General features: G+C 74.5%; 11 protein-coding genes. 7 read left to right on the top strand and 4 right to left on the bottom strand.

Annotated features, from left to right (window positions below; translation table 11 throughout):
* Positions 1–349: 349 nt before the first annotated feature.
* Complete coding sequence (locus tag ACFUEL_RS28320) at positions 350–1,366, bottom strand: hypothetical protein (RefSeq protein ID WP_380239603.1); 1,017 nt, start codon at positions 1,364–1,366, stop codon at positions 350–352.
* 180 nt (positions 1,367–1,546) lie between these two features.
* On the opposite strand from ACFUEL_RS28320, the gene dapE reads away from it, so the two are divergent.
* The gene (gene dapE / locus ACFUEL_RS28315; RefSeq protein WP_380239602.1) at positions 1,547–2,620 is read left to right on the top strand and encodes a succinyl-diaminopimelate desuccinylase; all 1,074 of its coding nucleotides are present in this window, start codon (positions 1,547–1,549) and stop codon (positions 2,618–2,620) included.
* Positions 2,621–2,722: 102 nt separating this feature from the next.
* A complete protein-coding gene (locus ACFUEL_RS28310) occupies positions 2,723–3,505 on the top strand; it encodes a TIGR00730 family Rossman fold protein (protein WP_380239601.1) in 783 nt (260 codons plus the stop codon).
* Between the two features lie 22 nt (positions 3,506–3,527).
* On the opposite strand, the gene folP is transcribed toward ACFUEL_RS28310, so the two are convergent.
* The gene (gene folP / locus ACFUEL_RS28305) at positions 3,528–4,340 is read right to left on the bottom strand and encodes a dihydropteroate synthase (protein ID WP_380239604.1); all 813 of its coding nucleotides are present in this window, start codon (positions 4,338–4,340) and stop codon (positions 3,528–3,530) included.
* Positions 4,341–4,523: 183 nt separating this feature from the next.
* Here folP and ACFUEL_RS28300 point away from each other — a divergent pair, with 183 nt between their 5' ends.
* Entirely contained in the window at positions 4,524–4,982 is a 459-nt protein-coding gene (locus ACFUEL_RS28300; RefSeq protein ID WP_380239600.1) for a DivIVA domain-containing protein, read from the top strand.
* A complete protein-coding gene (locus tag ACFUEL_RS28295) occupies positions 4,979–5,548 on the top strand; it encodes a DNA-3-methyladenine glycosylase I (protein WP_380239599.1) in 570 nt (189 codons plus the stop codon). Before ACFUEL_RS28300 ends, ACFUEL_RS28295 begins: the two co-directional genes overlap by 4 nt.
* Positions 5,549–5,641: 93 nt before the next feature.
* On the opposite strand, the gene ACFUEL_RS28290 is transcribed toward ACFUEL_RS28295, so the two are convergent.
* Entirely contained in the window at positions 5,642–6,442 is an 801-nt protein-coding gene (locus tag ACFUEL_RS28290) for an enoyl-CoA hydratase-related protein (RefSeq protein WP_380239598.1), read from the bottom strand.
* Positions 6,443–6,747: 305 nt separating this feature from the next.
* Here ACFUEL_RS28290 and ACFUEL_RS28285 point away from each other — a divergent pair, with 305 nt between their 5' ends.
* On the top strand, positions 6,748–6,915 hold the full coding sequence (locus ACFUEL_RS28285) for a DUF3117 domain-containing protein (RefSeq protein WP_014137929.1): 168 nt from the start codon (positions 6,748–6,750) through the stop codon (positions 6,913–6,915).
* A gap of 185 nt (positions 6,916–7,100) precedes the next feature.
* On the opposite strand, the gene ACFUEL_RS28280 is transcribed toward ACFUEL_RS28285, so the two are convergent.
* A complete protein-coding gene (locus ACFUEL_RS28280) occupies positions 7,101–7,775 on the bottom strand; it encodes an O-methyltransferase (protein WP_380239597.1) in 675 nt (224 codons plus the stop codon).
* A 133-nt stretch (positions 7,776–7,908) separates the two neighbouring features.
* Here ACFUEL_RS28280 and sigE point away from each other — a divergent pair, with 133 nt between their 5' ends.
* Positions 7,909–8,730 (top strand): RNA polymerase sigma factor SigE, encoded by an 822-nt coding sequence (gene sigE / locus ACFUEL_RS28275; RefSeq protein WP_123553078.1) that lies wholly within the window; start codon positions 7,909–7,911, stop codon positions 8,728–8,730.
* On the top strand, positions 8,727–9,269 hold a 543-nt coding region (locus tag ACFUEL_RS28270), incomplete at its 3' end, for an anti-sigma factor family protein (protein WP_380239596.1). The genes sigE and ACFUEL_RS28270, both read left to right, overlap by 4 nt.

The raw sequence follows: 9,269 nt of genomic DNA, 5'->3' as shown, positions 1-9,269 counted from the left end.
GGGACATGGTGCTCCTAAGAGGTGAGGTCGACGGTCCGCCGGGCGGACGGCGCGGGGCGCCCCGCCCGGCGGGCGACGTGTATGACCGCAAGAGCACCGGGAAGGTTTCGGCCGGTCAAGGTCAAGGGTTGGCAAAGATCGGACGATCCTTTTTCGGGCGGCGCGGACGCACCGGCCGGGCGGAGGCCGCTGCCGAACCGTCACTTCCCTTGCGGGCCGGGCCCCCGGCGGGCCCCCGGCGCACCGCCCCGGGGCGGCGCGCCGACCGGCCCCGCGTCAGCGGGAGTTGACCCGAATCACCCGTCGGGCGGTCACCCGCGCACCAGTGCGTCAACGCACCGCCGGGGCGTCACTTCCCCTTGCGCGGCGCGCCCAGCGTCACCAGCACCCGGTCGGACGGGGCGCCCGCCAGCGGCTTCCAGCCCTCGCCCGGCCGGTCCACCCGCCACACCTTGCCGTCGTACGCGACCTGGCCGACGCCCAGCCGCGCGGCCTGCGCCACCGACCAGGTCGCCAGCGCCCAGCCGGTCTGGTCCTCGCCGCCGGCGCCCGCCGTGCTCGCGGTCGGCTGCGGGGTGAGCGCCAGCACCTCCCGCGGGTCCTTGGCGGGCTTCTCGGCCTCCGCCACCGCCACCGCCTTGCCGAACTCCCGGCGCACCCGCTCGGAGAGGTTCGCCGCGTCCGGGGCGGCCTCGGCCGGGTCGGTCGGGTGCGGGTCCGGCAGCTGGTGCACCACGCAGTCCAGCGAGGCCGGCTCGCGGCCGGTGAACACGGTGGCGAGCAGCGTCGCGTTGTTCTCGTGCTTGGCGTACGCCTGCGGGTAGCCGCTGCGCTGCACCTGCTGGGCGGCGTCGGTAAGCGGCAGCTGCGCGTACCCGTTGACCTTCACCAGCGCGTCCAGGAACTTGTTGGTCGCGTACACCGGGTCCATGATCTGGTCGACCGTGCCCCAGCCCTGCGAGGGGCGCTGCTGGAACAGGCCCACCGAGTCCCGGTCGCCGCCCGACAGGTTGCGCAGCTTCGACTCCTGGATGGCGGTGGCCAGCGAGATGGTCACCGCCCGCTCCGGCAGGCCGCGCGACATCGCCACCGCCGTGATGGTCGCCGCGTTCGCCGCCGCCGGGAGCTCCAGCGTCCCGGTGCCGGTCGCGGTGGTGACCGTGCAGCCCTCGTCCGGGGGCGTGATCTTGTCCCGGTTCAGCCACACCACCAGGCCGCCGACCACCGCCAGCGCCACCACGCCGACCAGTACCCGCCGCCACGGGCGCCGCCGACGCGGCCGCGCGTCGTACTCGGCGTCCGCGTCGTACTCGGCGTCCGCGTCGTACTCGCCCGCCTGCGCGTCGTACTCGGCGTCCTCGCCCACGGGGCCCCCTTCTCCGGTGATGCGGTCGCGGCGCTCCCGACCCGGCGCGCGCTGTTCGCGGACACCGTAACCGCTCGGACGGCCGTACGGGTCCGCGCGGTTGCGCGGCCGCCCGCGGAGGGGGCCGACGGGCCGTCCACCGCACCGGCGGGGCCCCGCCCTATCGATAAGGTAACGGCCATGAGCAGCCCGAACGCGCCCCTCGACCTGACCCTCGACGGCGGCACCCTGACCGCCCGCCTCGTCGACTTCCCCTCCGTCAGCGGGGAGGAGGCCGCCCTCGCGGACGCCGTCGAGGCCGCGCTCCGGACCCTGCCGCACCTCACCGTCGACCGGTACGGCAACAACGTGGTGGCCCGCACCCACTTCGGCCGGGACGAACGGGTCGTCCTGGCCGGCCACCTGGACACCGTGCCGATCGCCGACAACGTGCCCTCGCACGTCGAGGGCGACCTGCTCTACGGCTGCGGCACCTCCGACATGAAGTCCGGCGTCGCCGTGCAGCTGCGGCTGGCCGCCACCCTCACCGAGGCCAACCGGGACGTCACCTACGTCTTCTACGACTGCGAGGAGGTGGAGGCCGCCCGCAACGGCCTCGGCCACCTGTTCGCCGTCCACCCGGACTGGCTGGCGGGCGACTTCGCCGTCCTGATGGAGCCCAGCGGCGCCGTCGTCGAGGGCGGCTGCCAGGGCAGCCTGCGCGCCGACGTCACGCTCACCGGCGTCCGCGCGCACGCCGCCCGCAGCTGGCTCGGCGACAACGCCATCCACAAGGCCGCCGAGGTGCTGCGCCGGCTCGCCGAGTACCGGCCGCGCCGGGTGGAGATCGACGGCCTGGAGTACCGCGAGGGCCTCAACGCGACCCGGATCGACGGCGGCGTCGCCGGCAACGTCATCCCCGACGAGTGCAAGATCCACGTCGCCTTCCGGTTCGCCCCCGACCGCTCGCTGGAGCAGGCCGAGGAGCACCTGCGGTCGGTCTTCGAGGGCTACCAGCTGGACGTCGTGGACGCCTCGCCCGCCGCGCTGCCCGGCCTCGGCCTGCCCGCCGCCCGGGACTTCCTGGCCGCGATCGGCGGCGAGCCCCGGGCCAAGTTCGGCTGGACGGACGTGGCCCGGTTCTCCGCGCACGGCGTCCCCGCCGTCAACTACGGCCCCGGCGACCCGAACCTGGCCCACAAGCGCGAGGAGCACTGCTCGCTCGGCGCGATCGCCGACGTCGAGCGGCGGCTGCGGGACTGGCTCACCCGGTAGCCGCCGCGAGCCCCGGGGGTCGGGTGCGGTTCGCCCGACTCCCGTCCGCCCGACGGCCGTTATTTACCCCGGATCGCACCCCGCCAGGCGTAGGGTTTCGTCATGACAGCCAATGGAGATGACCCCGTCCGCCGGCCGAAGAAGCCGTGGCCCGAGAAGCGCAAGGGCCCCGTGCTGCTGCGGCGGGACCAGGTCGAGACGAGTACGACGGACCAGCGGCTGCTGGACACCACCGGGCCCGCCGACTGGTTGCACACCGACCCGTGGCGGGTGCTGCGGATCACCTCGGAGTTCGTCGAGGGCTTCGGCGCGCTCGCCGAACTCCCCACCGCCATCAGCGTGTTCGGCTCGGCCCGGACGCCGGTCGGCTCGCCCGAGTACGAGGCCGGGGTGGAGATCGGCCGGGCCCTCGCCGAGGCCGGCTACGCGGTGATCACCGGCGGCGGCCCCGGCGCGATGGAGGCCGCCAACAAGGGCGCCACCGAGGCCGGCGGGCTGAGCGTCGGCCTGGGCATCGAGCTGCCCTTCGAGCAGGGCCTCAACGAGTACGTCGACCTGGGCCTCAACTTCCGGTACTTCTTCGTCCGCAAGACGATGTTCGTGAAGTACGCCCAGGGCTTCGTGGTCCTCCCCGGCGGCCTCGGCACCCTGGACGAGCTGTTCGAGGCGCTCACCCTGGTGCAGACGAAGAAGGTCACCCGGTTCCCGGTGATCCTGTTCGGCAGCGCCTACTGGGGCGGCCTGGTGGAGTGGCTCAAGTCGACCCTGGTCGCCCAGGGCAAGGCCAACCCCGCCGACCTCGAACTGTTCCACGTCACCGACGACGTGGCGGAGGTCCTCAAGGTGCTGGACGCCGCGCGGGGGCCGAAGGGCACCCCCGCGTAGCGCCGTGCCGGGCGCGGGCCGTTCAGGCCAGCCCCCGGCGGGCCACCGCCGGGGGGCGGGTGCCGCGGATCGAGGCCACCATGTCCAGCACCTGGCGGGTCTCGGCGACCTGGTGCACCCGGTAGACCTGCGCGCCCAGCCAGGCCGAGACCGCCGTGGTGGCCAGGGTGCCGAGCAGCCGCTCGTCCACCGGCCTGTCCAGCGTCTCGCCGACGAAGTCCTTGTTGGAGAGCGAGACCAGCACCGGGAAGCCGGTCGCGGTCATCTCCGGCAGGCGGCGGGTCGCCTCCAGCGAGTGCCGGGTGTTCTTCCCGAAGTCGTGCCCCGGGTCGATGAGCAACCCGTCGCGGCGCACGCCCAGTTCGAGCGCCCGCTCGGCCAGGCCGACGGTCACCGCCAGGATGTCCGCCATCACGTCCTCGTACCCCACCCGGTGCGGGCGGGTGCGCGGCTCGGCGCCGCCCGCGTGCGTGCACACCAGGCCCGCGCCGTACCGGGCCGCGACCTCGGCGAGCTTCGGGTCGTAACCGCCCCAGGCGTCGTTCAGCAGGTCCGCGCCGACCTCGCAGACCGCCTCGCCGACCTCGTGCCGCCAGGTGTCCACGCTGATCACCGCGTCCGGGTGGCGCTTGCGCAGCTCCGCCACGAACGGCACCGTGCGGCGCAACTCCTCCTCCACGGTGACCTCTTCGCCCGGACCGGCCTTCACCCCGCCGATGTCCAGGATCGCCGCGCCCTCCGCCACCGCCCGGTCCGCGGCCGCGAACGCCGCCTCGTCCGCGAAGGTCGCCCCCCGGTCGAAGAACGAGTCAGGGGTGCGGTTGACGATCGCCATGACGACCGGTTCGTCCGGGCCGAACTCCCGCGTGCCGAGGCGTAGTGCCACCGGTGTCTCCTCCTCAGCGCTCCCGGGTGCAATGATGGGCCCCGGCCTGTACAGGGACCATGATCCCACCGTAGCCCTCGCGGGCGGGCCGAAGCCGACCGGGAACAGCCGGGAACTGACGGAGGACAGCTCGTGTTCGTGGTGATCGTGATCGCGATGGCCCTGGTGGTCGGCGGCGCCGCAGTGGTGGCGCTCGGCGGCGGCGGAACGCTGCCCGAGGCCGAACACGACCGGCTCGCCGTGCGGCTCCCGCAGGACCGCGCGCTCAGCAGCACCGACGTGGACGAGCTCCGCCTCCCGATGGCGCTGCGCGGCTACCGGATGGACGAGGTCGACGACGTCCTCGACCGCCTCGGCGCGGAACTCGCCCTCCGGGACGCCCGGATCGCCGAACTGGAGGCCGTCGGCGTGGTCGGCGCCTCGGTGGCGGCGTCCGGCCCCGCGGCCGCGGCCGGGGAGCCGCTGCCCGGCCTGGAGTCCTTCACGGCCGTCCTGGAGAAGGAGCCCCGGGGGCCGGCGGTCACCGAGGTCACCGAGGTCACCGAGGTGGTCTCGGACGAGGACGTGGCCCCGAAGGGCGACCGCGCGTGACGGGTGCGGTCCTCGGGACGGACGGGCTGCGGCGCTGCGGCTGGGGCGACTCGGCCGAGGACTACCGGGCCTACCACGACACCGAATGGGGCCGCCCGGTCCACGGCGACCGGGCCCTGTTCGAACGGATCACCCTGGAGGCGTTCCAGTCCGGGCTGTCCTGGATCACCATCCTGCGCCGCCGGGAGGGCTTCCGGGCCGCCTTCCGGGACTTCGACCCCGCGGCGGTCGCCGGGTTCGACGACACGGACGTCGAACGGCTGCTGAACGACACCGGCATCATCCGCAACCGCGCCAAGGTCCTGGCCACCATCGCCAACGCGCAGGCCGCCCGGACGCTGGCCGACGGCGAACTCGACGCCCTGATCTGGAGCCACGCCCCGGATCCGGCCCGCCCCGCCCCGCTCACCCTCGCCGACGTCCCGGCGGTCACCCCCGAGTCGACCGCCCTCGCGAAGTCCCTCAAGCGCGCCGGCTTCCGCTTCGTCGGCCCGACCACCGCGTACGCCCTGATGCAGGCGTGCGGCCTGGTGAACGACCACCTCGCGGACTGCCACGCCCGCTAGCCCCCCGGGGCCGCAGCCGCCCCGCGCCCCCGGCGGGGCGGGGGAGGCGGGCGGGGTGCGGGGGTCCGGCGGGGAGGTGCCCGGCGGGAGCGGTCAGCGGCCGGTGAAGTCGGGCTTCTGCTTGGCGAGGAAGGCGTCGACGGCGATGCGGTGGTCCGCGCTGTCGCCGGCGCGGGTCTGCAGTTCGTCCTCCTTGTCGAGGAGTTCGTCCAGCGAGTGCGAGGCGGCGTAGGCCAGCGACTCCTTGATCGCGCCGTAGGCGACGGTCGGGCCGCTTGCCAGGGCGAGGGCGAACTCGCGGGCGGTGGCGGCGAGTTCGGCGGCCGGGACGACGCGGGTGGCGAGGCCGAGGGTGAGCGCCTCGTCGGCGCGGACGGTGCGGGGGAGCATCAGGAGTTCGGTGGCGCGGGCGTGGCCGACCAGCCGGGGGAGCGTCCAGGAGGCGCCGGAGTCGGCGGTGAGGGCGACCCCGGCGAAGGAGGTGTTGAAGCCCGCGGTGTCGGCGAGGATCCGGAAGTCGCAGGCGAAGGCGAGCGAGGCCCCGGCGCCGGCGGCGATGCCGTTGACGGCGGCGACGGTGGGCTTGCGCATCCCGGCGAGGGCGCGGACCAGCGGGTTGTAGTGCTCGGCGACGGTGCGCAGCGCGCCCTCGCCGGTCTCGCGCTGGCGCTGGAGCAGACCGACGTGCTCCTTGAGGTCCTGGCCGACGCAGAACGCCTTCGCCCCCGCGCCGGTGAGCAGCACGGCCCGGACGTCCGGGTCGGCCGCGACGGCGGCCACGGCGTCCCGGAGGGCGACCTTGGTGGCGGTGTCGAGGGCGTTCATGGCGTCGGGGCGGTCGATGGTGAGGACGGCGAGGGCGCCGTCGCGCTCGTGGCGCACGGTGTCGGACATGGGTGAGGGCTCCCGGGTCGCGGTGGCCGCCGCAGTGGCGTGTGGTGGGCCCAGCATGCCGGAGCGCGGCCGGGCGGGGGAGTGTGAGGTACCGCACCCCCGGCGGGCGTGTCGGACTGCGGCGGGATGCGGCTTTCGGCAGGTAATAGACGCTTTCCGGCTGGTTGGAGACGGTTGGCGCAGAGAGTGATGTTGGTCATCCAGCCGTTGCATGCGGGATAATGGCTTCCGATCAATGCGTTCGATACCGGCGGTGGACGGACTGTCCGGTGCGTACCTGAACGGTTGCAGGAAGGGGAACGAGCATGGCGGCCATGAAGCCGCGGACGGGTGACGGCCCGCTGGAGGTCACCAAAGAGGGGCGGGGCATCATCATGCGAGTTCCGCTCGAAGGGGGCGGGCGCCTGGTGGTGGAGCTGACGCCGGACGAGGCGGACGCTCTGGGCGAGGCCCTCAAGAAGGCCTGCGGCTGATCTGCAGGTAGGTGACCCCGCATCTCCCGGGCCAATCCGCGAGGTGCTCGACGGGCCCGGCTCCCCGGTGCGGGGGGCCGGGCCCGTTCCGCGCGCACCGGCCGTTCCGCATGTACCGGCCGTTCCGCGTGCACCGGTCGTTCCGTGCGCTCCGGCCCGTTCCGCGCGCCCCCGGCCGGGGCGGTTCAGCGCTTGACGGCGCAGAGCAGCCCGTCGGAGACCGGCAGCAGGGCGGGCAGCAGGGTGTCGCTCTCCCGGATGTCGGCGACCAGGTCGCGCACGGCGCGGGTCTGCGGGTCGTCGAGCTCGGGTTCGGCGAGCCGGCCCTCCTGGAAGACGCCCTCGAAGCAGACCACGCCGCGCGGCCGCAGCAGCCGCAGCGCCTCGGTGAGGTGGAAGCCGGAGTCGGCCGGGTCCCCGTCGCAGAACACCAGGTCGTACTGGCCGTCGGCGAGCCGCGGCAGCACGTCCCGGGCGCGGCCGGGGATGAAGCGGGCCCGGTTGCCGGCGAACCCGGCGGCGAGGTACGCCTCGCGGGCGTACTGCTGGCGGACCGGCTCGGAGTCGACGGTGGTGAGCACCCCGTCGGCGCGCATGCCGCGCAGCAGGTAGACGCCGGAGACGCCGGTGCCGGTGCCGATCTCGACCACGGCCTTGGCGTCGAGGGCGGCGGCGAGCAGGCGCAGGGCCGCGCCGCCGCTGGGGCCGATCGCGCGTATGCCGGTGCGGGCCGACTGGGCCCGGGCGTAGGTCAGCACCGCGTCCTCGCCGACGTAGGTGTCGGCGAGGGCCGCTCGCTGGGGCCCGAACTCGGTGATGGCTGCCTCTTCCGGAGCGCCGTTGCCGACCCAAGTCGACAAATTCCAGCGACAGACTACTGGCCGCCCGGGAACCGCGTTCGACGGCTGGCCGTTGAACTGCTACGGGCGGCCGGGCCGTCCGGGGCGGTCGCTGTTCGACGGCTCTTATCCGGGCTTGACGGGTGAGGTGGATATGGTGGTGGCTCTGCTGGGCAGAAGAGCCGACCGAGGAGGTGTGGCCGAGGGCGACGTCCCTGTGCAGCGGCACCCCCGCGGCCTCACGTCGATCCGTACGCCGAAGCCCGTGATGAACCAGTCTGTGCAATCCCCCCTGGACAAGTCGACCGCAGCCGACGACTCGGTGGCCGGGGCCGCCGGCACGCTCGCGTCCTTCGCGGAGGGGCCCGACGCGCAGAGCTGGACGCCGCCCAGCTGGGAGGAGATCGTCGAGGCGCACAGCGCCCGGGTCTACCGCCTGGCGTACCGGCTGACGGGCAACCAGCACGACGCCGAGGACCTCACCCAGGAGGTCTTCGTCCGGGTGTTCCGCTCGCTGTCCACGTACACCCCCGGCACCTTCGAGGGCTGGCTGCACCGGATCACCACCAACCTGTTCCTGGACATGGTCCGCCGCCGCCAGCGGATCCGCTTCGACGCCCTCGCCGAGGACGCGGCGGAGCGCCTGGCCAGCCGCGAGCCCAGCCCCGCCCAGCACTTCAGCGACACCCACTTCGACGCGGACGTCCAGCAGGCGCTGGACACCCTCGCCCCGGAGTTCCGGGCCGCCGTGGTGCTGTGCGACATCGAGGGCCTCTCGTACGAGGAGATCGCCGCGACGCTCGGCGTGAAGCTCGGCACCGTCCGCAGCCGGATCCACCGCGGCCGCTCGCACCTGCGCGCCGCCCTCAAGCACCGGGCGCCGAACGCCGCCGCGGGCCGTTCGCGCCGGGGCGGTTCCGCCGAGCCCGTGCCGGTCGGCGCCGAGCAGGCCGTCAGCGACCGGAGGGGGTCATGAGCGATCGCGCCCCCGAGCGCGCGGACACCACCGGCCGCTCGCGCTGGGCGCCGCTGCGCCGCTCCGAGCCGGCGCCGGCCGGGCCCGACCTGCGCCCGCTGGCCGTCCGCCCGGCCGAGCCGCCGACCGAGGAGCACCACCTGGGCGAGCGGCTGTCCGGCTACCTGGACGGCGAGCTGGGCCACGACGCCCGCGAGCGGGTCCAGGCCCACCTGGCGACCTGCCCGGACTGCCTGGCCGAGGCCGAGCAGGCCCGGTCGGTCAAGCGCGCCCTCAGCGAGAGCGCCGGGCCCGGCCCGTCGGCGGCCCTGATGTCCAGACTGATGGCGGTCGCCGCGCTCCCCGAGGACGAGCCGGGCCCCGACGGACCGTCGGGGTCCGGCGGCGTGTCCGGTGGTGTCTCCGGTGGTGTATCCGAGGGCGTTTTCGGCGGCAGCCGGCTCAACGGCGGCTCGTTCGGCCGGGGCGCGGGCTTCGGCGGGGGCGCGCTCGGCGCGGACGCGCCGATACCCGGCATCGACCCGCGGGCCGGCCTGTTC

Origin of the sequence: Kitasatospora sp. NPDC057198 (genome assembly GCF_042670125.1) — a bacterium.
Classification (GTDB): Bacteria; Actinomycetota; Actinomycetes; order Streptomycetales; family Streptomycetaceae; genus Kitasatospora.
This window is presented reverse-complemented; position numbering and strand designations above follow the sequence as displayed.

Excerpts from the sequence above, each read along its gene's own strand:
- ACFUEL_RS28290 (WP_380239598.1), bottom strand. The coding sequence starts at position 6,442 with ATGTCCGACACCGTGCGCCACGAGCGCGACGGCGCCCTCGCCGTCCTC.
- ACFUEL_RS28285 (WP_014137929.1), top strand. The coding sequence starts at position 6,748 with ATGGCGGCCATGAAGCCGCGGACGGGTGACGGCCCGCTGGAGGTCACC.
- dapE (WP_380239602.1), top strand. The coding sequence starts at position 1,547 with ATGAGCAGCCCGAACGCGCCCCTCGACCTGACCCTCGACGGCGGCACC.
- ACFUEL_RS28310 (WP_380239601.1), top strand. The coding sequence starts at position 2,723 with ATGACAGCCAATGGAGATGACCCCGTCCGCCGGCCGAAGAAGCCGTGG.
- folP (WP_380239604.1), bottom strand. The coding sequence starts at position 4,340 with ATGGCGATCGTCAACCGCACCCCTGACTCGTTCTTCGACCGGGGGGCG.
- sigE (WP_123553078.1), top strand. The coding sequence starts at position 7,909 with ATGGTGGTGGCTCTGCTGGGCAGAAGAGCCGACCGAGGAGGTGTGGCC.